Origin of the sequence: Paraburkholderia sp. RL17-383-BIF-A, from assembly GCF_046028015.1 — a bacterium.
Taxonomy (GTDB): Bacteria; Pseudomonadota; Gammaproteobacteria; order Burkholderiales; family Burkholderiaceae; genus Paraburkholderia.
Genome location: NZ_JARESR010000041.1, coordinates 46,973 through 68,012 on the forward strand (window position 1 = coordinate 46,973; position 21,040 = coordinate 68,012).

The 21,040-nt window shown below is 60.4% G+C and carries 18 protein-coding genes and 2 pseudogenes; 11 read left to right on the forward strand and 9 right to left on the reverse strand.

Annotated elements, in window-relative coordinates:
• Positions 1-87: 87 nt before the first annotated feature.
• The 3 genes from P0D71_RS31820 to P0D71_RS31830 form a co-directional block, all read right to left on the reverse strand.
• On the reverse strand, positions 88-759 hold the full coding sequence (locus tag P0D71_RS31820) for a peroxiredoxin-like family protein (protein WP_408483500.1): 672 nt from the start codon (positions 757-759) through the stop codon (positions 88-90).
• Between the two features lie 55 nt (positions 760-814).
• A complete protein-coding gene (locus tag P0D71_RS31825) occupies positions 815-1,591 on the reverse strand; it encodes an enoyl-CoA hydratase/isomerase family protein (RefSeq protein ID WP_408293679.1) in 777 nt (258 codons plus the stop codon).
• Positions 1,592-1,656: 65 nt separating this feature from the next.
• Complete coding sequence (locus P0D71_RS31830) at positions 1,657-2,217, reverse strand: carboxymuconolactone decarboxylase family protein (protein WP_408483501.1); 561 nt, start codon at positions 2,215-2,217, stop codon at positions 1,657-1,659.
• Between the two features lie 411 nt (positions 2,218-2,628).
• Here P0D71_RS31830 and P0D71_RS31835 point away from each other — a divergent pair, with 411 nt between their 5' ends.
• The 5 genes from P0D71_RS31835 (at position 2,629) to P0D71_RS31855 (ending at position 6,873) form a co-directional block, all read left to right on the forward strand.
• Positions 2,629-3,402, forward strand: a complete 774-nt coding sequence (locus tag P0D71_RS31835) for an MBL fold metallo-hydrolase (protein ID WP_091806809.1) — start codon at positions 2,629-2,631, stop codon at positions 3,400-3,402.
• Between the two features lie 176 nt (positions 3,403-3,578).
• A complete protein-coding gene (locus tag P0D71_RS31840) occupies positions 3,579-3,950 on the forward strand; it encodes a YciI family protein (RefSeq protein WP_091806811.1) in 372 nt (123 codons plus the stop codon).
• Positions 3,947-5,215 carry an RNA polymerase sigma factor gene (locus tag P0D71_RS31845; protein ID WP_408483502.1) on the forward strand — a complete coding sequence of 423 codons (1,269 nt, stop codon included), beginning with the start codon at positions 3,947-3,949 and terminating at the stop codon, positions 5,213-5,215. Before P0D71_RS31840 ends, P0D71_RS31845 begins: the two co-directional genes overlap by 4 nt.
• 205 nt (positions 5,216-5,420) lie before the next feature.
• Positions 5,421-6,032: a class I SAM-dependent methyltransferase gene (locus P0D71_RS31850; RefSeq protein ID WP_408483503.1), complete on the forward strand. Its 612-nt coding sequence runs from the start codon at positions 5,421-5,423 to the stop codon at positions 6,030-6,032.
• A gap of 241 nt (positions 6,033-6,273) precedes the next feature.
• The gene (locus P0D71_RS31855; RefSeq protein ID WP_408483504.1) at positions 6,274-6,873 is read left to right on the forward strand and encodes a hypothetical protein; all 600 of its coding nucleotides are present in this window, start codon (positions 6,274-6,276) and stop codon (positions 6,871-6,873) included.
• 393 nt (positions 6,874-7,266) lie between these two features.
• On the opposite strand, the gene P0D71_RS31860 is transcribed toward P0D71_RS31855, so the two are convergent.
• Both P0D71_RS31860 and P0D71_RS31865 read right to left on the reverse strand, forming a co-directional pair.
• A complete protein-coding gene (locus P0D71_RS31860) occupies positions 7,267-7,986 on the reverse strand; it encodes a DUF1223 domain-containing protein (protein ID WP_408483505.1) in 720 nt (239 codons plus the stop codon).
• A gap of 93 nt (positions 7,987-8,079) precedes the next feature.
• The gene (locus P0D71_RS31865; protein ID WP_091806830.1) at positions 8,080-8,886 is read right to left on the reverse strand and encodes a YkgJ family cysteine cluster protein; all 807 of its coding nucleotides are present in this window, start codon (positions 8,884-8,886) and stop codon (positions 8,080-8,082) included.
• Positions 8,887-9,695: 809 nt separating this feature from the next.
• On the opposite strand from P0D71_RS31865, the gene P0D71_RS31870 reads away from it, so the two are divergent.
• The 4 genes from P0D71_RS31870 to P0D71_RS31885 all read left to right on the forward strand — a co-directional run bounded on the left by P0D71_RS31870 (position 9,696) and on the right by P0D71_RS31885 (position 16,590).
• The gene (locus tag P0D71_RS31870; RefSeq protein ID WP_408483506.1) at positions 9,696-11,375 is read left to right on the forward strand and encodes a putative bifunctional diguanylate cyclase/phosphodiesterase; all 1,680 of its coding nucleotides are present in this window, start codon (positions 9,696-9,698) and stop codon (positions 11,373-11,375) included.
• Positions 11,376-11,743: 368 nt separating this feature from the next.
• Entirely contained in the window at positions 11,744-13,675 is a 1,932-nt protein-coding gene (locus P0D71_RS31875) for an SMP-30/gluconolactonase/LRE family protein (RefSeq protein WP_408483511.1), read from the forward strand.
• 249 nt (positions 13,676-13,924) lie between these two features.
• Positions 13,925-14,305 carry a hypothetical protein gene (locus tag P0D71_RS31880; protein WP_408184266.1) on the forward strand — a complete coding sequence of 127 codons (381 nt, stop codon included), beginning with the start codon at positions 13,925-13,927 and terminating at the stop codon, positions 14,303-14,305.
• Between the two features lie 416 nt (positions 14,306-14,721).
• Positions 14,722-16,590: a serine hydrolase domain-containing protein gene (locus P0D71_RS31885; protein ID WP_408483507.1), complete on the forward strand. Its 1,869-nt coding sequence runs from the start codon at positions 14,722-14,724 to the stop codon at positions 16,588-16,590.
• 361 nt (positions 16,591-16,951) lie between these two features.
• Here P0D71_RS31885 and P0D71_RS31890 read toward each other — a convergent pair whose 3' ends face one another.
• From P0D71_RS31890 to P0D71_RS31905, 4 genes and pseudogenes are all read right to left on the reverse strand, one after another.
• Positions 16,952-17,353 (reverse strand): nuclear transport factor 2 family protein, encoded by a 402-nt coding sequence (locus tag P0D71_RS31890; protein ID WP_408483508.1) that lies wholly within the window; start codon positions 17,351-17,353, stop codon positions 16,952-16,954.
• An 88-nt stretch (positions 17,354-17,441) separates the two neighbouring features.
• On the reverse strand, positions 17,442-18,068 hold the full coding sequence (locus P0D71_RS31895; RefSeq protein WP_408483512.1) for an NADPH-dependent F420 reductase: 627 nt from the start codon (positions 18,066-18,068) through the stop codon (positions 17,442-17,444).
• 69 nt (positions 18,069-18,137) lie between these two features.
• Positions 18,138-19,109 (reverse strand): SDR family oxidoreductase, encoded by a 972-nt coding sequence (locus P0D71_RS31900; protein WP_218157150.1) that lies wholly within the window; start codon positions 19,107-19,109, stop codon positions 18,138-18,140.
• 197 nt (positions 19,110-19,306) lie between these two features.
• A pseudogene (locus P0D71_RS31905) lies at positions 19,307-19,627 on the reverse strand (NADPH-dependent F420 reductase); the annotation flags it as partial.
• A gap of 78 nt (positions 19,628-19,705) precedes the next feature.
• Here P0D71_RS31905 and P0D71_RS31910 point away from each other — a divergent pair.
• Both P0D71_RS31910 and P0D71_RS31915 read left to right on the forward strand, forming a co-directional pair.
• Entirely contained in the window at positions 19,706-20,158 is a 453-nt protein-coding gene (locus P0D71_RS31910) for a winged helix-turn-helix transcriptional regulator (protein ID WP_091806850.1), read from the forward strand.
• A 545-nt stretch (positions 20,159-20,703) separates the two neighbouring features.
• Positions 20,704-21,040 (forward strand): annotated as a pseudogene (locus P0D71_RS31915) (SMP-30/gluconolaconase/LRE-like region family protein); the annotation flags it as partial.

Genomic DNA, 21,040 nt, shown 5'->3' on the forward strand with positions numbered 1-21,040 from the left:
TTAAGAACAGGAAGGAATCGAAAAGCCGCGGCGGGTTCTCCGGCGCGGCGTAGTGACCGTTTAGCCTTTAGCGCTGAGCAGCAAGGCTCAGGCGTTGGCGGCCGCTTTTTCCAGAACCGGGAACATATGCGACGGGTCGGGACGACGCGTGTAGTCCGGATTGACCTCGGAATACAGCACGATGCCGTCCTGTCCGATGACATAGCGCGCCGGCATCGGCAAGGTCCAACTGGGATCGTTGTTGAACGTCGGCAGATCGTTCTTCAGGTTCCTGTAAAGCTCGACCAGATAGTCGGGCAGCGTGAAACGCAGCCCGAAGTCGGCGCCCGTCTGACCGTTCACGTCGCTCAGCACCGGAAAACCCAGTTCGTTGGTGCGCACCGACTTGCGGCTATTGACCGGCGTCTGCGGTGAGATCGCCACGACGTTCGCGCCATATGTCTGAATCTGCGGCAGCACCTCGTTGATCGCCTGCAATTCGATGTTGCAGTACGGGCACCAGACGCCGCGATAGAACGTCACGACCAGTGGCCCCTTCACGAGCAGCGCTGCGGAAGACACGTCGTTGCCATCGTGATCTTTCAGGTTGAAATGCGGAGCGCGGTCGCCGGCCTTAATGGCTCGGGCAGCCTGCCCGCTCGCAATCAGTTCTGCCGTGGCGCGTTCCATCACCGGATGAATCGCCGGCGGTGCGTTGAACGGCGGCTTGCCCGCCTTGAAGTCGGCCCTGAATGCGTCGAGTTTGTCCTGCAGTGACATGAGTGTTCTCCGTCGAGAGAAATAGAGGAATTGAGGAACCAACGAGCTGGTGGATTCAGGCTACGTTCTGCGCTGCCGCAGTGCGCGCCACTTCGGCCGCACTGATACCTTCGAGCGCCAGGCCGTAGCCGATGCCTTCGTCGATCACGCGACGCAGCCGCTGGGTCAGACCGATGCGGGTGTATTTGGTGGTAAGCGGGGGCTGCTTTGCGATAGTCGCGGCGATGGCATGCGCGCGATCCAGCAGTTGATCCGCAGGCACGATCTCGTTGACCACGCCCAGCGACTTCGCTTCCGCAGCAGCGAGTTTTTGCTGCGTGAGCACGAAGTACCGGCCGCGAATGCTGCCGATCATTTCCGGCCAGAGTAGATGGATACCATCGTTGGGAGCGATGCCAAAGGCGGCATGAGGCATGTCCTGGAACACCGTCTCGGGTGTCGCCACCACGATATCGCACAACAGGACGTATTCCGAATGCAGCAGGACCGGGCCGTTCAGCGCGGCGATCATCGGGACTTCGATGTCCAGGATATTCATCAGGATCTTGCGACCTTCGCGGAAGATCTTGTCATAGCCACGCGGCGTAAAGAAATCAAAACCTTCCGGCGAGATCGCGTCCATGAATGCGTCGCCGCTACCTGTCAGGATGACCACGCGGTTATCTGGGTCTTCGCCGACCTGGTGGAACATGTCGGTGAACTGTTCATGCGTATGGCCATTGAAGACGAGCTTCGCGCCGTCGGTATGGAAACGCACTTCGAGCACGCCGTCCGGCGTACGGGTCAGTTTGGCGTTGGGGTAAGCGTCTTTATAGCGGTCGAACGTGGACATGGCTGCTCCTGGGTGAACTTCGGTATGGCGCTAGACAGGGGCCGCGAGGGGCTCCCCGAGACGGCTTAGGCAGCGACCGGTTTGGTCCACTCGTTACCGGCCATGAAGCCATCGAGTTCGGTGTGGACGATGTGGTTCGTGTAGTTGCTCATCACTTTGGTTGCCACGCCGAGAATGACTTCAAGGACGTTTTGACGGGTGTAGCCGGCGGCCAGGAATGCGTCGACATCTGCGTCAGGGACGAAGCCGCGCTCACGCACTACGAGCGTCGTGAAGCGATGCAGCGCTTCGAGCTTTGCATCCGGCAGCGGCGTTCCGGCGCGCAGCGCTGCGATCACGCCCGCGTCCATCTTGATCATCTTCGCCAGCGTGCTGTGACCGGCCATGCAGTAGTGGCAGTTGTTCTCGAAGTTCGATGTGAGGTAGACGACCTGCTGTTCGTGCGGCGTCAGCGTGCTTTTCGAGAACAGGTCCCACAGCGCCGAGTAACCGGCCAGCAGCGCGGGCGCTTCCGCCATATGCGCCTGAAGGTTGGGGACGAAGCCAAAGGCGCGCATCGTGTCTTCGAGGCTGGCCTTCGAAGCGGCCGGTGCGTTATCGATCGTGTAGGTTTGGAAGTTGCTCATCGTTTTGCTCCTGCTGGTTGACGGTGAGCAAATGATGAAGGTCAGCGTTTTTTCGAAGAAGGCAGGCACCGTCGATAACAGTCATTCCTGGCAGGCATATAGCAATGGTTGAAGTGCTCACGCCTGAGAGGACAGATGGTCTAACGCAACGGGATGGATCGTTTGAATCTGGTCGACGGGTTTTGATCAATCAACTTTGAGGTGGGACCGACCGCTCCAGCTTCAAAGGCGGCCACACAGGTCGCGTGGGAGCAATTGAACGCTCGGGGTCGATGACGGCGGGCCACGACACGGTGTCCGGCAAGCGGTTGTTATGCTCCGCGCACCAAGCCGACGATGCCAGTCTCAACGCTCTCGAAACACTATGCGAAGTGTGTCAAAGTACCAACTCTTACTCGTGAGCGACCCCGCATGACTACATTACCGATTGCCGATCGATGGTTTGAACTCAAGCGCGTCAGTGACGAAATCACGCTACTTTGGGAACCGCACGTCGTGCCGCTGATGCGCTGCAATATCTGGCATGTGCGCGGGCGCGACCGGGACCTGATGATCGACACAGGGATGGGTATCGTCAGTCTGCAGGATGCCGCCAGGCACCTGCTGCAGAAGGACGTAACCGCCGTTGCGACGCATACGCATTCGGATCATGTCGGCGGGCATCACGAGTTTGAACACACGCTGGTTCACGAATTGGAGGCAGAGAACCTGCGCTCGCCGCGCGAGCCAGGCACTCTTCTGGCATCGGTATTGGGCGACGAAGCAATTCGCCGGTATCGCAAAGCAGGTTATCCGTTCGACGGCGATCTGATCACGGCCCTTCCGAGCGCTGATTATTCGATGTCCGACTATCGCGTGCGGGCGGCAACGGTCACGGAAATCGTCAAGGAGGGGAGCATTGTCGATCTCGGCAACCGGCATTTTGAAGTCCTTCATCTGCCCGGTCACTCACCGGGCAGTATCGGCCTATGGGAAGCGGCATCCGGCACCCTGTTCTCGGGCGATGCGATCTACGATGGCCCGCTGCTGGATGAGATAGGTGGCGCTGATATTCCGACTTATGTGCGCACGATGAAGCGCTTGCGTGAATTGCCCGTGCAAGTGGTCCACGCTGGACACGACGGGAGCTTTGGGCGAAAACGACTGGTCGAGTTAGTCGATGCCTATCTGGCTAAACGTACCTGAGCGCTCGCGAATGCGGTCTGCAATGGTGCGGTGCAATCGACAGCCGCGCGGAGGGGATGGCGGGCGCGTTGTCCGTGATTTTTTCGATGCCGCCTGTCCGTCGGCATGCGGCCCGCGCGTCATTGTGATGGCGGCTCGATGTAATTCATCCGCCTAACCCCATGACGGAGGCTCATATGCAATACCTATTGATGATCTATTCGGAAGAAAACCGCTGGAACCAGATGACCGACAGCGAGCGGCAGCAAGGGGTTGCCGCCTATCAGGCGTACACCGAATCGTTGAAAAAAGCGGAGGTGCTGGTGGGCGCCAACCGGCTGCAGCACACGAGGACGGCCACCACGGTGCGGTTCGTCGACGGCAAGCCGCAGGTGCTTGACGGACCGTATTCCGATTCGAAGGAGCAGCTCGCCGGCTACTATCTGATCGACGTGCCCAACCTGGACGCGGCGATCGCGTGGGCATCGCGTTGTCCCGGCGCGGCGCACGGCCTCATGGAAGTGCGCCCGGTCTGGACTGCCCCGTACGACGCGCCATCTGCTGCATGAGTCCGTCCGGCGGCGGCCCTGACGCTGGCGCCGCCGCGCGTGCGATTGCCGAGGCGGTCGCCCGCCGCAGTTACGGCAAGCTGGTCGCGCTGTTGGCGATGCGCACGCGCGACGTCGCGGCGGCCGAGGACGCGCTGGCCGACGCGTTCGCGACCGCGCTCGCGGGCTGGCCGGAGCGCGGCTGCCCAGCGAATCCCGAAGCGTGGTTGATGACGGTTGCGCGCCGCCGGGCGCTCGATGGCGCGCGTCATCGCCGTGTCGGCGACGAAGTGGTGAATCAGCTCGCGATCCTCGCCGACGAGATCGACGAGCGTGAAGCAGGCATGTTGCCCGACCGGCGGCTTGCGCTGCTGTTCGCGTGCACGCACCCTGCGCTCGAGGCCGCGATTCGCACGCCGCTGATGTTGCAGGTGGTGCTGGGGCTCGAAGCAAAGACGATTGCGTCCGCGTTCCTGATGTCGCCCGCCGCGATGAGCAAGCGCCTCGTGCGGGCGAAGAACAAGATCCGCGACGCGGGCATTCCGTTCAGCGTACCCGAGCGCGAGGAGTTGCCCGGCCGGGTCGCTGCGGTGCTCGAAGCGGTCTATGCGGCGTATGCGCAAGGGTGGACCGATCCCGTCGGCGTCGATACCGAGCGGCGCGACCTCGCCGGCGAGGCGCTGTTTCTCGCACACCTGCTCGTCGAACTGCTGCCCGAGGAGCCAGAGACACTCGGTCTGCTCTCGCTGATGCTTTATGCGCAGGCGCGGCGCGATGCGCGACGCGATGCGGCCGGCGACTACGTACCACTGTCGGCCCAGGATCCGGCGACATGGGATGCGCCGATGATCGACGCAGCCAACGCACTGCTGCGGCGCGCGAGCGCATTCAACGCGATCGGACGCTTTCAACTCGAGGCCGCTCTGCAGTCGGCGCACGTCTACCGCTGCCGGACGCATCGCCCGAACTGGGGCGAAATCGTGCAGCTCTACGATGCGCTGCTCGCGATTGCACCGTCGCCCGTGGTCGCGGTGAACCGCGCGCTCGCGCTGGCGGAACGGGACGGCCCGCAGGTGGCGCTCGACGCGCTCGCCCCGTATGCGGACGATCCGCGGCTGGCCGACTACCAGCCGTACTGGGCCGCGCGTGCGGATCTGCTCGCGCGTGCCGGCGCGACGGCCGAAGCGCTCGACGCGTACGATCTCGCGATCGGACTCGAGCGCGATCCGGCCGTGCGCCGGTTCCTGCAGCGCAAGCGCATCGAGCTGTTATCGGCGAGACGTTAGATTAGACGTCGCGTTTGCCGTGCGAGGTTGCAAGCCGCTGCTCGGTCTGGACCGTTCGCATCGGAATTGAGTTGAGTCGATATGAATCCAACGTCCGATTTGTAGAACGGTCGTCGACCGGTTGAATCTGCCGCCAATAACGGTCAGTCGACACCTCCGCCTGAATCGTCGACAATCGGCCGATCTGACCATCCAATATTCATCGATGTCGATCGACGTTCCGGGAACCGAAGGTTATGCCGAGTATGCTGGGGCCTTGGCTAACGATTGGCGCAAGATTTCGTTCCGAGACCTCCACCAACCGGTTCTGCACCTGATACCGACGGCACCTTCGCGCATCCTCGACGTGGGGGCCGGCATGGGCCGCGACGCTGCCGCATTGGCATCGATGGGGCACTCGGTGGTAGCGGTTGAGCCCGTCGACGAATTGCGGGCTGCTGCGATCAACTTCTATCCGGCTTCCAGCGTCGTCTGGCTCGACGACAGCCTTCCAGAACTCCGCCTTGTCCGGGAGCGGGCGCACACGTTCACTGTTGTCATGGTTACTGCAGTATGGATGCACCTCGACGAAGCCCAGCGTCGCCGAGGGATGGACACCCTCTCTGATCTGTTGGACGAGGGCGGCCTCGTCATCATGTCGTTGCGCCACGGGCCGGTCTCTACGGGGCGGCGCATGTTTGACGTCTCCGCTGCGGACACGATCAGGCTTGCCGAAGCCCATAACCTGCAACTTCTGCTCAATGTTTGCAGTGACTCAGTCCAGCAAACAAACAGGAGCATGGGAGTCACCTGGACGCGGCTTGTTTTCCGGAAGTGAGGATCGATGTGGCGGCGACCGCGCGCGGCGATTGTCGGCCATGAAACGACATTCGACACATCAGGCGAAATCGTCGACAATCGGCGACACCGTGGCCGTAGGGTGCCGGCAACTGCGAGCAAATCGTTGGGTCAGGTTACATTGCAATGCGCTTAGGTCGGGGCCATTTCCTTCTATAAAAGTTCCGGAAGCCGAATTGAAAATAATTCATTATCTATCGCTTGCATCGAGAGGTTGAGAGTTGGGTAAATTAATTTACTTACTTATATTGCCTACACTCCTCGTTATAGTTCCATACGGACTGGTAAAAATTGGAAAAAGCGCCGAAAAATGGCAGGCCGAGGTCAAGAAAATATTAGAAGCAAAAGATATTCCTCAATCCATGGATTTTTTCTACTCAAAGGGAGCCGTTGCATTTGAAGCGATCGCTCTACTGGTCCTCACCGGAACGTTTCTGCTCATAAACACGGCGTGGTTTTGGGCTCCCGCGAAGCAGCCAAATGATCATCTGGCTGCAATCGTGTTTGGCATCATATTTTTTCCCGCAACGATTTTCTTTGGAAAGAAGGCTTGCGAAATTGTCCGAATTTGCTGGAATATCAACGCTCCCGCAATAACGCTTTCAAAAACTGGCTATCAACACGGGAATTTGCAATTCCCATGGGCTTTCATTGAAAACGTAACTGCGACTGGAGGATACAGGAGGGTGCCATCGGTGGTGGTGACCTTTAAAAACATCAATGGAAAATCGGGTAAGGATGTAATTAATTTGTCGCTATTGAGAGACCGGCATTTAGAGGAGTACATCAATGTCTACATGTCACCTTCGCAAGAGAACTGATAGGACGGCAATTTTCAGCAATGGAAACAATCCGTGACGAGCGACTTGCCCCTGCTTTTGAGCGTCTGCTTCAGAGCGCGGCCGCTGGCCGCAGTGGGTCGCTTTCTGCCCGACGCTATTCTTCGATGTGGCTTGCGTGCCCAGTCCGACATGGGATTGGATTTGACAGCGTGCAGAGCGAGAAGCTGTCATCCATCTGTCGAGCGCAAACGAAACCTTGGGTCAAGCGCGAGGCTTCTACTGTAAGTTGGAAATGCCGTAGAGTCGGATCCAGAACAGATGTGCCTGAGCGCTCCCGCACCATGAATCCGCAAACCGTTCGCATTCTCCAGTCTGCTGATCAAAAAACATGCAGGGCCACGGCGAATTGATTGTCGAAACAACACCCGCCACTCATCGAGCGGGAGCTTCGCCTGTATTTATAACGCTCGCGGCGCCTACAATCGCATCGTCGTCGGCCTCGAGGAGTACGACCTGATGTTCGCCGGCGACGGCATCGGCACGCAACGTTACCGCCGCGCCGGACCACTGACCTATGTCCACGATGCTGCGCACGACGTTCGATTCAGTGAGCGTACGGCCCGCGTTCTCGCCGCGGCCGATCGCCGTGACGTGACGAGCGTCGTAGCCAATCAGCAGCACATGCGCGCGTCCGAGGCCACGGCCAATGGATACCGAAACGCCACCGTTCGAACGTGTGGCGTGGACAGTCGCGGCCGTCACCCCATCGGACTTGGCGTGCTCAATAGCCGTGCCGGCTGCACTGCGATCGGATCCGACTAACTCGGCTTTGCCATCGACAACCATTTCGGGCGTGTACTCGAAGCCACGAAACCGTTGGGCGTACCGGGCCTGGCGCGCATCGGCGCCGTCGAATGAAAACGGGTCTTTCCAGCCGAGCCGATTCCAGTATGTGACATGAAACGCCAAAGGCAGAACGTCGGTGCGCGTGTCGCTCAACTCGGAAAGCAAGCGATCCGCCGGTGGGCAAGAGGAACAGCCCTCGGAGGTGAATAGTTCAACGACGACCGGACGCAGTGCGTCAGCGAACGCACGCGAGGGGAGCAGCGCCGCAGCGCTTGCAATAATGGCAGTGAGAAGGCGGGGCAGCATATTCTGACTCCAGAAAGCGACCGTTATGGTAATCCGCTCTCCAGCACGAGCAGGTTAGTGTTGGAGCGGGCCGGACGAGTGCGATGAATTCTGTCAGTCGCTATCGCTAACGTCCTCGTTAAAGAAACCCAGATATGTCGGTGCGTCTGCCGCGCGAAATCGATTTTCAGCCTGTCGAGCGTTGGCGCCGATCGATTGCAACGTCGCGAGTGACGTCGAGCGATTCGTGATGATGTGCCAGGGGTGCGACGAACGCGGCTGGAGATCTTCGATCTGCGCACCTGAATCTCGCGCCGCTCGCAGCGCCGCTCCGAGGCGATCGCGTGACGGCGCGTAGACCGCGAAACCTTCGTTTGCGAGAGCGGCGGTATCGTACCCGAGCAGCGCACACAGATGCGTCTTGGCGACACGGTCGCGCTCGTCGGCTTCATGCGACTGCGCGATGAGCGCTGCCGTGTCAGCACTTGCGATCTGACCCGCGTGCATGAGCACGGGACCCGCGACAGACCAGGCGTCGGCAGGACAGGCCTTCGCGGCCGGGTCGAGTTTCACGAACGGGTTGACCTCGGCAGGATAGATGCGGCACACACGCGGGCGCCGATCGTAGGCGCCGCAAGACATATCTGGGCGGAGATTTGGGCACGGTCCGGCGAACGCGGCCACCAGTGTCACCGATACACGTACTGGCAGCGTTCCGCTATGCGCGGCAAATGAGCGGCGTTTTCGGTGTTGGGCGAGCAGGTCGGTTTGTTGCGGCTCCTGAGGCCAGACGATCGCGTCGCAGAACAGTTGCACCTCACCACCGCGCGCAATCCAGTCGAGCGCCTCGTGGACGGCGAGAGGCAGCCGCAGATCATGGCAGCAACGGCCACACATGGTGCACGAAAAGTGGGTTGGCATAGGCAGTATCGACGAACATTAGTTGGCGGGTAAAGCTAGTTCGTTCGATAGGCGGCGCCGGTTACAGGTAGGGAGCCTCGTGTTGAAAAAATCATTGATTCGGCGGGACGGAATTGGCTGCTTTTTGTGGACTACAGTCGCAGACTTAATGCGCGCTACATCGACGAAGCTAAGACCCGCTGGACTAACTGCAATTCCGGTGAATTCAGCGGCTGCGACCGCTTGATCGCTTCATGTCCATTCCGTCTCGGGCAGTTGCTGCCGCTCGCTCATCCAACGAAGCCCGCACGCGAGCGGCAGGTCTGCTTCGTTATCCGCCAGACAATGGTCAAGCAGGCCAACGTCGACAATGGGTCGACAGCGGGCGGACAGGAAATTGATGGGCGCAGGCCGTCGCGAGAAGGCTTATCTGACGCGGGGGAGGTACTGCCGTATCGCGGGCGAATCGGTAGCAGATGATCCGGCGGCTGGCGTGATAGTAGGATCAGGCATGTCGGGATACAAAGTTGCTTTGCAGCACGATTTTATCAGTGCGCTGCTTCTTCGGGCTGCCCGATCTTTCGTTGCCGGCCATCAAGCGTCATTCGATGGCTCCGGAGTTCGGACATTGACGCATCCGGTCCCCTGCTGGAAGCGGTCTTACCCAGAACGGCACACGGGAGCTGACCGCGCCGAGCAGCTACCGCGGGCGCCAGTGCAGAAAATCTTTCGGTTCCCAAAAATGCCTATTTCCTCCTACGATACGCACTGTTAGTGATCGCAGACATATCGGGACCATTGCACCGGTCGATCAAGGGAGGGGCAAGGAAGTGGAAAGTTTTCAGATACTCGATCACATCACGGACGGCGTCATGGCGCTCGACCGGGAGTGGAAGTTTCGGAACATCAACCGGACCGCTGCGCGGCTGCTGAAGCGTCGGTCCGAGGACCTGCTGGATCGCGAGATCTGGGCCGAATACCCCGACCTCATCGGGTCGAGCTACGAAGCAGCCTATCGGCAGGCGGCCGAGACCGGTATGCCCAGCACCGCGACCGACTTCTACGCGCCGCTAGGTACCTGGTTTGAAGTGCGGGCGTTCCCATGCGACGAAGGTATCGTCGTGCTGGTTCGCGATGTCACCGAAGCGCGCGCAATCTCCGAACGTTTGTCGCGCCAGGCCACGCATGATGAACTGACCGGCCTCATCAACCGCCGGGAACTGCTGCTGCGCCTGAACAGGCTCGTCGACGAAGGCGCGGCCGCTTCCGTCGATTTGCTCTTCATCGACCTTGACCGCTTCAAGGATATCAACGACTCGTTTGGCCACGCGGCGGGCGATGAAGTGCTGCGTGCCATCGGCGAGTGTCTTTCCGACATGTTTACCCATGGCGCCCATGTCTCGCGCATCGGCGGTGACGAATTCGTAATTTTCCTCGTCGACGCCCCCGAGGGCGAGGCCGCGCGCGTCGCGCGCGACGTCACAGTACGCATGCGCGAGCCAATTCAAACGCCGTGGGTGCGGGCCTCGGTGGGCGCGAGCATCGGCGTGGCGCGCTACCCCGTCTCGGCCTCAAGTGCGGGCGAGCTGCTGCGTAATGCGGACATCGCGATGTATCACGCGAAGCGCGCGGGCGGTTCGCATGTGTGGTCGTTTGGCAAGGAGGATGCGCAGCGCCTCTCGCATCGCCGGCGGCTACGCGCGGATCTGCAGAGCGCGAGCGCCACGCGTCAGTTCGAACTGCACTACCAGCCACAACTGGACCTGCATACTGGCCGCGTCTACGGAGCCGAGGCGCTTCTGCGATGGAACCATCCGCAACTGGGGCTGCTCACGCCGGCCGACTTCCTCGACGTGCTGCTTGAATCGCCGGCCTACGAGGCGACGGGCGACTGGCTGATTCGCCTTGCGTACCGCCAGGCGGCAAAATGGCAGGCGGCGAACCGCGTGCCGTTCAAGGTCGCAGTCAATCTCTCGGCCACGACGATCCAGAACTGCGATCTCGCCGCACTGGTTTCGGAGGCGGCCAAGGCAGCCGGTGTATGCACTTCCGCACTCGACATCGAGGTGACAGAGACTGTCGTCATGAGCGACTTCGCCGCCGCCTCGCGCGCGCTTTCAGCTGTACGAAGGCTCGGCGTGACTGTCTCGCTCGACGATTTTGGCACCGGCTACTCCAGCCTCGCATACCTCACACGGCTGCCCGTCGATCGCATCAAGATCGACAAGTCGTTCGTGCAAGAGCTCACTGTTAAGGAGACCAGTCACCAGGCACGCGCGATGGTCGAAGCGATGGTGGCGCTCGCGCGCGCGCTGGGCATGAGAACGGTCGCGGAAGGCATCGAGACCGAAACGCAATTCGCCCTCGTCAAAGAGCTCGGTTGCGATGCCGTGCAGGGATATTTCATTGGCAAGCCGGTATCGGCAGCGCGCATCGAACCTTACGCCGAGACACGGTTCGAGGCGGCTGGAGCTTCGTCGTTGCACGACGCAGGAAGCGGATCACGCTAGCGGTCAACACGCACCCCTCGGCGGCTTCGTTAGCGTGTCATCAGTGCGGTCGTGAAAGACCGTTTGTGAACCTGGATGCGCGCTCCGGAGCAACATAGGACGGTCGGCCCCTGTGGGTCGCCTGCTGCCAATCGCCGCCTTACGCGCAATACGAATGAATGCCCCATGCATGAGACAGCAAGCGGCCAACAGGAAGGAAGCCCAGCTTCGTTCAAGATAGCAATTCGTCTCCCTATGCAAAGTCCCGGTATGGCTTGCAAAGGCGCAAAGAGTTGCATATGTTCATACGTAAGCCACCGATCACGAATCTGGAATCTCGCTGGCCGACCATTCACGTGAATGATCACTACCTCTGGAGAGCATCGGTCATGGTCGAGCAAAGGCGGATTCATGCTGTGATCCTCGCCGCAGTGATCGCCTCGGTTGCGCCGACCTGTCAGTCGGAAAACACCACGGACTGGCTGGCGAACACCTATGGCACCCTCGCCGCCCACGTGGGTAACACCGCGCGTTCCATGTGGGTCGCGCCCGAAGGCGTGATCTACACGGCTTCAATGTGGGACGAGTACGAGGGTGGCGTCGCTGTCTATCAGGCCGGCAAGAGCCTCGGCTCGATTGGAGCGCACGGGGAGTTTCAGGGCGGCGCGATCACGGGCAGCGCGACGTCGATCTTCGTGGCACTGCAGCCCGGCGGGACATACGGAAGTGGAGCGGTGGGTCGGTACAACCGCACCACCAGGACTCGCGATCTCCTGATTCAGGTCAGCGCATTTAACAACCTGCCCCGGGTCGACGTCGTCACTGGATTGGCCACGGCGGCCTCGCTCCTTTATGCGAGCGACTTCTATGGCAATCGCGTGCGGATATTCACCACCGACGGTGTCTGGAAGCGGGACATCAACGTCACGGGCCCGGGTGCCCTCGCGGTAGATGGCGCGGGCAACGTCTGGGTCGCACAGAAAGGCGAGGGCTCGGTCGTCGAGTTCAGTCCAACCGGCGCGCTGTTGAACACGATCCAGATGCCGGGTGGGGCACGGCCATCGGCACTTTATTTGGATGCGTCATCGGGGCAACTCATGGTTGGGGACGAAGGCCCCGATATGAACATCAAGCGCTACAAGCTTTCGGGCACGCCAGCGCTGGCCGGTACATTCGGTATTCAGGGCGGTTATCTCGATTCCACGACGGGAATCAAAGGGCAGGTTGGCGACAAGCGCTTTACCCGCGTCACTGGCATCGGCAAGGACACCGCAGGCAACCTCTATGTGCTCAACAATCCGTGGGGTGGAAGCTGGGATCTCGGCCGCGACGGCGGCACTGACATTCACTCTTACAACAGTTCTGGTCGGCTGCAATGGAAGCTTCAGTCTCTCAACTTTGAGGGGATCGCCGCTGCGGACCCGGGTACTGACGGCGTCTACTTCTATGGCGGCACCGACGTCTACACCGGCACCGCAGGGGGAACCTTCGTAGCGAACACTGTCGATCCGTTCGAGTATCCATCCGACCCGCGAATCAACATCAACGATCGCTCGCGGGACGAGCATTTCGGTCAGCTTGCCACCGTCGGCGCAAACCGCATCCTCGTTGCATCCGGCCAGAATCCCGATACCTATTACTTCTTTCACTTCAATGCTGCGAATGGCTACATCGCAATACCGGACGCCACGCTTCCTGGTGCGGCGTTCAAGACGACCGCAGCGGTCAGGGCGGGCTTTTGCATTGACAGCAAAGGAGGCGTGTGGGCTGGCCTGGACAAGACCGGTTACATCTACCACTATCCGCTGATCGGCTTCGACGCCAGCGGCAAGCCAGCATGGGGGCCCGGCATCCCCATTCGCATTCCCGAGAGCATCAAGCCGTTGACGCGCATCGTCTACCTCGCAGATAGCGACACCATGATTCTCGGGCAGGGGATTGTTGGGAGTACGGACTGGACGTCGATAGGTACGCGGATTGAGGTGTATCACGGCTGGAGCGCGGGCAACACCACGACACCCAATCCGGTGATCAACCTCTCCCACGCTGGCGCCAAGTCGATTGACGCGGCCGGCAGCTATCTGTTTGTCGGCTACTGGTTCGGTAGCGGGCAAGCTTTGCCGAACATCGACGCCATCAATCTCGCTACTGGCAACCTCGACACCACACTGGTCAACACCAGTACCGGTACTGTTGACGCCAGCAGCGCCATCGATTCGATGTACGGCGTCAGGGCATACCGTCGGTCGACGGGCGAATACGTGGTCACGAAGAACAACGTCAAAGGTTCCAGCATTACCGTCTATCGCTGGACGCCCTGATCCTGCGTTTCGTTAGTGAGAGTGCGGCTTGTTATGACCGTTTCTGCTCTGCAGAGCAGACTCACGGGTGAATGGCTACGTTGGAGAAAATCAAACGGCCGCTGGGGTCGACCGGCGGTGTTCATCATCTAGCTGAGTGCGGCCATTTTGAATCATTCACTAGTGTCCGCTTTGGGTGTCTCTGATGAGAGAGGATAACCATCTATTCCGGACTGTTAAACTGGCAGGCGCTGGCTGAATTCTCACACCATGGATACTCACGAACAAAACCGCCCATTGTCTGCATCCGAGATGTCGCTCGCTCGTTGGATGCTTGAGCACGGCGAGCCGAAAGCGCGAGAGTTTTTCGAACAACTCGCAGCGGCCGAGGTCACGCCATGGCGCTGTCCGTGCGGCTGTGGGTCCATCAATTTCCAGATCAAGGACCGCGGACCTGCATCACCGGGCGTACATATCCTCGGGGACTTTATTTTCGGCCCAGACGATGAACCAGCCGGGATATTCATATTCGAGAGCGGCGGTTTGTTGAGTGGCATCGAGGTCTACGGGCTCGCGGGCGATGCTCCTGCAGAACTGCCCCGAGAAGACGCGCTTCGGCATTTCTCTCCCGGCGACGGCGAGTCATCGTAGGTCCTGGCCCGTAGCAAAACCACACAAATGGCGCGGGCAATTCGACGGACCGCTTTACGGCTGCGAGTCTCGTATCCGATACTTCCCCTCCGGGGCATTCACGGACCTCCGTTGGCGCAGGTCACATCTTGCGGTGCAGAGAACAACAATTTCGGACATCAGGCGCAGCGCAACGCGTGGACTCTGAAGAGTATCATGTCACCCGTTGGGCGCACCCTTGAGGCAAAGCGTCGTACCATCTCGACACGTCGCTACTCGCGCTCGAACCGCACGGCTACGATCTGGGGCACCGTGGCCCATTCAAACACACCGTGCCACGCGTCAAAATTGCGAAGTTAGTCTTTGCCGCATTGTCGGCGATGGTTGAAGAAAAGCGCTTTTTGTAAGTCCTGGAAACCAGAATAAAGGGGAATGCCATGGCCAAGTGCGATCGCAATCACGAGGTTCTCTTCAACGAAGGCCGTCGGCAGTTTCTCGGCTACACCGGCGCCGGGGTGCTCGCGGCGGTGCTGCCCGGCTGCGGTAACAACGACATCCATTCGGCGCCTTATCAGCAGACCATTGCGCTCGGCCAACAGATGATCCAGCAGGCCGTCAGTGATCCAACGAATCCCGTTGCGGCAATCTCGGTCGCGATGGTCAAGGGCAGCACGGTGGTCTGGCAGCAGGCGTTCGGGTTGGCGTCGGTGCCGGGGCAGATCAAGGCAACGCCGCAAACGCGTTTTAACATCGGTTCGGTCAGCAAGTTGTTTCCGGCGCTGGCGGCGACGATCCTCGTCGATCGCGGGCTGATCACGCTCGACACACCGATCGTCAAATATCTGCCGACCTTCACGATGTTGTCGCCGGAATACGCGCAGATCACCACGCGTCATCTGCTGTCGCATGCGTCCGGTCTGCCTGGCACGAATGGGCGCAATCTCTTCACGTTTCAGCCGGTCGCCGGCTACGCCGCCGACACGCAAGCCGAACTCGCCAACTCGCACCTGAAGCATCTCCCCGGTGAGTTGGCCGTCTATTGCAACGACGGCTTCACGATGGTCGAGCAGATCGTGCTTGCCATGACGGGGCAGAGCTTCGCGGACTTCGTCCAGTCGGCGATTCTCGCGCCGCTGAAGATGACCCAATCCAGCTATCTGACGAGCGTGCCGTCCAGCGGATCGTTCTCGCTGCCGTACGTGAACGGCACGCAGCATCAGGAATTCGTCAATGCGTACGCAACCGGCGGACTGAGCTCGACGCCCACCGACATGATGAATCTCGCGCAGATGATCTACGGCGGCGGCGTGTTCCAGGGACAGCGCATCGTGTCTGCAGCGGGCATCGCGCAGATGGGTATGGATCAGACAAAAAGCCTGACGATCAACCCGTCGCCGGAATGGCGCTGGGGTCTCGGCTGGGACACGGTCGTGCAGCCGGCGCTCAACGCCGCAGGCGTACTGGGCTGGGAAAAGGACGGCGGCACCGCGTTCTACTCGACCGAATTTTTCGTTGTGCCCAACTCGCAGTTCGCGCTACTGGTAACCGGCAATGCGGGCTACAACGCCCGCGCGATTGCCGAAACGCTGGTGCTGTCGGCGTTGAAGGAAGATGGCACGATTCCGTCGCTGCCAGCGAAACTCGCTACCACGGCGCCGCCGGTCGCATCGGGGCCGGGCATTGCGAGCGGAGCGGGCATCTACGGCAATTCCGATTCGCCGTACCAGGTGCTCGCCAACGCGGACGGTAGTCTGCAGATCAACCAGTGGGACGCCGATACGCGAGGCTGGGCGCAGATCGGCGCATACCGGTACCGCAGCGACGGCTGGTGGTGGAGCGATACCGATACGGCGTCGTATCGTTTCGCCGTCGTGTCGGGCAACGACAGTGAAGGAAGTGCGTTCAGCTTTCGCTATCTGATGAAGCGGGTCGTGCCGGGCGCGGGCTATGCGTATCTGACGCTGCCGGTCGGCCAGCAACTCGCACCGCTGGCGGCGCTCGACAGCGCGTGGCAGCAACGCGTCGGCACGCAATGGACATTGACCAACGATTCGCCTAGCGCGGTGCCGATTGCCGTTCTTGGCAATCCGCCGGCGTTTTTCGCGACACTCGCCGAGCTTCCGGGCTACGTGCTGTACGGCAACGAAGATCTTCGCTATCAACTGTTCGTGCCGGTGAGCGATACGCTCGGCGGCATGTCGATTAAAGTGCCGGGCAATTTTGGACGCGACCTTTACGAAATCCGTTTCGCGTCGACCACCGCGACGACGCTGACGATCGGCAGTTCGATCTACGCGCGGATCTGATGGGGAGACGTGAAGCGACCGGGAATGGTTGTCTGGACGACGATTTATCAGTCCCGGCGGTGCTGTCACGTTGCTGGGTTGGTCGAGTCAGTGTCCGCCCTCGGGAAATTTGTTTGATGCTGATATTCTTCGAGTTACTGATTAATTAGTGAATGTTTTTTTCGAGTCAACGGATTTGTCCGGCTTCGGTTTGATACAACGTTGATCGAATTGCGTCGGGTTCTTGCAAGGGTGATTTGGTTCCGGCTTTGTCCTGCAATGTGGTTGAATGGCGACGAGCGCTTCGGCTCGCCGTCGACTAGCGGCACTTACCAAGGCATCTCATACTTAACGCACAAGCGCGACCGGCCACGGCCCGGACTCACGGCATCTCGGACGCTCGCGCCAATGCTTGTGTGTCGACATATTCCCGAATGATCGTCAGCTTGCCATTTTGAACAGTAATGGCGAAGACCCAATGATCTTCCCATGTCCTCCTGGTGGCCTTAACCCTTCCCTTAGCAAACCCGATCACGAGCACCCGGTCTCCCTGCGCGACGAATTCACGTGTCTCCACGAATGAAGTCTCCATTTTTTCGGATTCTTTCTGGAGAAGATCTTCCAACCCGTCGTGCCCGCGGCGCGTGCCTGCCAGCGGCCAGTCTTCGCCGGGAATGATCCATTCAACATCTCCGGCACACAAGGCCAGCAGACTTTGCATATCACCGCGGCCGACTGCCGCAAAGAAGTCCTTTACGATCTGGACATTCTGATCGACGCTCATCCCGATGTCTCCCTTCTCTTATCTCCGGCCGTGTCCGCTCTGACTGGACACGCTATCGGCCCGCCGATGAGAACGTGACGTCGCTGATTCAGCCGATATCGACCTTCAAGGCGATGTCCCAGGTGCCAGCGCCGTTTTTGGCCAAGCCGATCATCATCAGGCCGAGCGCCTCAAGCGTCTGGGCCATCTGCAGGCCGCCGACATCGAGCGGACGCAGCCCGATAGTTTCGAGGAAGGTCGAGACACGCGCCTTGGCTTTTGTGTCGTCGGCTGCGATAAACGCGTCGAGGCGTCCACCCTTGGCGAGTACGTGACCGAAGATGGTATTGAAGGCCTTCACGACATGGGCGCCGGCGGGAAGGCCCTTGGCGGTCTCCTGCGCACCGGAACTGCCGTGCGGAGTCACGAGGCCCGAAAGGTCGGGCGCAACCGGGTTGGTGATGTCGACGATGACTTTGCCGTCGAGCGCCTTTCCGAAGTCGGCCACCACCGCCGCCGCGCTGGGGTATGGCACGGCGAGAATGACGATGTCGCCCGCCGGCGCGGCGCCGTACTTCCCTGTGATCGCTCCGGACGCGAGCTGGTCGGCCAGTGCCTGCGCCTTTGCGTTATCGCGGCTGATCACCTCGACAGCCTGTCCAGCCTTGGCGACGCGGCCAGCGATCGCAGTGGCCATCGCTCCTGTTCCGATAATGCTGATAGTGCTCATGTGCAGCTTCCTCGTTAGTTGGGGTATTGCTGTCTGCGGGCTCGTTCCGACCCGGCTCCCTGCCGTCGGCCCAGTTCAGCCGGCGGGGAAATAATGACCGTTGCCCATGTCCTCGAGCAGGCCTGGCTGAGCAGGCTCCCAGCCGAGAGCCTTGCGCGTGATGGCGTTGGACGCCGGGAAGTCGCCCGTGACCACAGCCGAGAGGAACCCGAAGTAGCCGGGCACCATCAGTTCGTCAGCGGGAATGCTCACGGCGGGCACGCTCAGGCGAGCGGCGATGGCCTCAGCAATCTCGCGGAACCGGATACCCTCGTCGGCAACAGCGTGCCAGGTCTTGCCGGCAGCACCTTTCTCCAATGCCAGTCGGAACAAAGAGGCCAGATCGCGGATGTGCACGGCAGGCCACCGGTTCTCGCCGTCTCCGGGGTAGCCAATGACGCCTTTCTCCTTCGCAAGCCCGATCAGGATCTGGAGGAAGCCGACGCGATCGGCCGTGCTGTGTGCGATGAGGGGAATCCGCACGACCGAAGACCGCACGCCTTGCTCGGCAAGGCCGACGACAGCGGTCTCCACGACGTTGCGAGCCCGCAGGGTGCCTGCGTCCAGGGGCCTGCTGGGAAGGGCGGGGTCATCCTCTGTCGCCGGTCGGCCCAGGCTGACCGGCGCGACAATAGGGGCCTCCCGACCCACGTTCGTGGGCGCGCCGATGCTGCCTGCGACGACCAGCGGTTTACCGGTCCCCGCCAGCGCCTCGCCGAAAGCGAGCACGATTGAGAGCTCCGAATCGCCCAAGGCGGCGATCCCACCGGCTTGAAGCAGGTCAGCCCGGTATCCGACGTGGATGACGCCGTCGGACTCGGCCGCTGCCGCCTTGAGCCCATCGAGGTCGCTAAGATCTCCGCGACGCGCCTTGGCGCCGAGAGCGGACACCGCAGCAGCCGACTCGTCCGTTCGCGCCAAGGCGGTGACCTCGTGGCCAGCCGAGACGAGGTCGGGGATGATGTGCGAACCGGCGTGGCCGGTCCCGCCAGTGATGAAAACGTGCATAAAACTCCCCCTTGTGGGTGATGTGATGCGATGAAGTGGCGACCTTGAACTGGAGCGGTAGCCAGGACAACATGAGAGAACTGGGTGTTGAACGCCTTAAAAACATCCGCATAGGCAGGCGCCGCCTTAACGATCTCCCTCGCGCCGAAACTGCCTTCTGGAGTCACAAATCCCCTGAAGTCCGAGTCGATGGGATTAGTGATGTCAATGACGAGCTTGCCTGCTAGCGTTTTTCGGTACTGCTTCACTACTTCGAGAACGGCGGCGTAGCGACCCGCCAGGACAACGAGGTCGCCCGCCGGTGCGGCGCCGAACGTCCTGGTCGTCGCACCAGCACCGAACTGGCGGGTCAGGGCCTGCGCCTTCGCCTTATCGCGACTCATCACCTCAATAGTGTGTCCAGCCTTGACGGCAAGGCGACCGATCGCTGCGGCCATACTGCCCGCGCCGATGATGCTGATCGTGCTCATGTGCAGTCTCCTGGTGAGTTGACTGGTGCCTGCACCGCTGCAGACCATGCTAAACACATCACTTGCAAAAAACAAGTAAACGATTGAAATTCACTTGTCATATGCAAGCGATGTTAAGATGTAGCCATGAAGACAGCACGTAAAGACGATGTTCGATCCCACTGCGCGGTGAACTACGGCGTGGAGATCTTTGGCGACCGCTGGTCGCTCCTGATCATTCGCGACATCGTTTTCAACGGTAAAAAGACGTATGGCGAATTCCTGAAATCGGAAGAGGGAATCGCGACCAATGTCCTCGCGTCCCGCCTTGCCTTTCTTGAGGAGCAAGGCATTCTCTCGAGGGCGCCCAATCCCGACGACAGGCGCAAGGACTTCTACACGCTGACAGAGAAAGGTCTGGACCTTATTCCGGTTGTAGTCAGTGTAGTGATATGGAGTGCGAAATATGATCGGAAATCGTACGTGCTGCGCGATAAGGAGTTCAGTGCTCGGTTAGCTGCGAATCCCGCCCAAGTGGGCGAAGAGCTGAAGGCGCTGGTCCGCGATGGCGGATGTCTGTTTCCTGAGAGCAAGGGCTGAGCAGGATCGCAAATGCGCTTCGTCACGTCAAACGAGTAACTCGACAGTCCGCGGACTGAAAGGTGCATCGAATAGTGTGACCGACGTCCGAAATGGGTCCGTCATCCGCCATTGATGATTGCCCAACGCCTGCGGCCGCTCAGGGTCGAGCCAGGTCAATGACCTTCCGGAGCAGTTCGGCCCGGACGAACCTTTCGACGTCACGCCAGCCTTCGCCAGCCATCCAGCGCACGTGTAACGCACAAAATGGTCGAGCGTCCGGCCGACCGAATCAGCACGATGCACTTGGGGCGCCGTCATCAAGGCCCATTCGAAAATTCGCTCAACTCGCGCCGCGCACCGCCGTTAACCTAGACGACATCCCACACCAATTCGACGAGACACGTCGCCTGCTACGCGAGTCACTCTTTCGAATCGTCAGGGTCCGGACTGCAAGCTTGCCAGTGTTGGCAACACCGCACTATGCGCGCCTGTGTTGCACGGCGTGCGATCCACAAAACAACCTCATGTTTTTTCAAAGACTCTGTACCGCATTCGTAGGGGCAATGCTGAGCGCAGCGGCAGTGTCGGTTTGCGATGCTCAATATTCGACCGGCTGGATCGCCAACACCCATGGCACGGGCACTACTCGAGTGGGCAACGTGGCCCGCTCGATGTGGGTCGCACCCGAAGGTGTGATCTACACATCGTCGATGTGGGATGAAAACGAAGGTGGCATTGCGATCTATCAGAACGCCCGGAACATCGGTTCGATCGGGGCGCACGGCGAGTTTCAGGGCGGCGCGATCACCGGCGACTCGACCTCGCTATTCGCTGCGCTGCAGTTCAGCGCCACATACGGTAGCGGCAAGGTTGGCCGATACAACCGGACCAGCCGTACGT